This is a genomic window from Bacillus cereus group sp. BfR-BA-01379 (assembly GCF_022663605.1).
GTDB classification, from domain to species: domain Bacteria; phylum Bacillota; class Bacilli; order Bacillales; family Bacillaceae_G; genus Bacillus_A; species Bacillus_A mobilis.
In genome coordinates, this window is sequence record NZ_JAKUFT010000267.1 from 1 (window position 1) to 260 (window position 260).

Sequence of the window (260 nt, forward strand, 5' to 3'; positions counted from 1 at the left end):
GTATGCGATAATAAAGCTTGTTAACTTTACAAGTTGCAGAATAAACCCTCTGCGTAAGCCGAGGAAAAATCCCATAACAAGCAGTAAAATGATAATAATATCAATCATGTTATTCCATTCCTTTTTTTGTCATACTTTCTTTCAATTTCTCATGTTCTTCTTTTAATTTTATGTAATCGTGTATGACGTTTACCGCCGTCAATACCGCTAGTCTACTCGTGTCAAGCGAAGGATTCTTGGCATTGAGTTCGCGCATTTTA

2 protein-coding genes are annotated in these 260 nt (G+C 35.4%); both read right to left on the reverse strand.

Features of this window, described 5'->3' with window-relative positions:
* Positions 1 to 108, reverse strand: a 108-nt coding sequence (locus MR113_RS27785) for a CvpA family protein (RefSeq protein WP_181465791.1), incomplete at its 3' end; no start/stop codon positions are given.
* Position 109: 1 nt separating this feature from the next.
* The coding region (zapA, locus tag MR113_RS27790) for a cell division protein ZapA (protein WP_242257510.1) at positions 110 to 260 on the reverse strand (151 nt) is incomplete at its 5' end.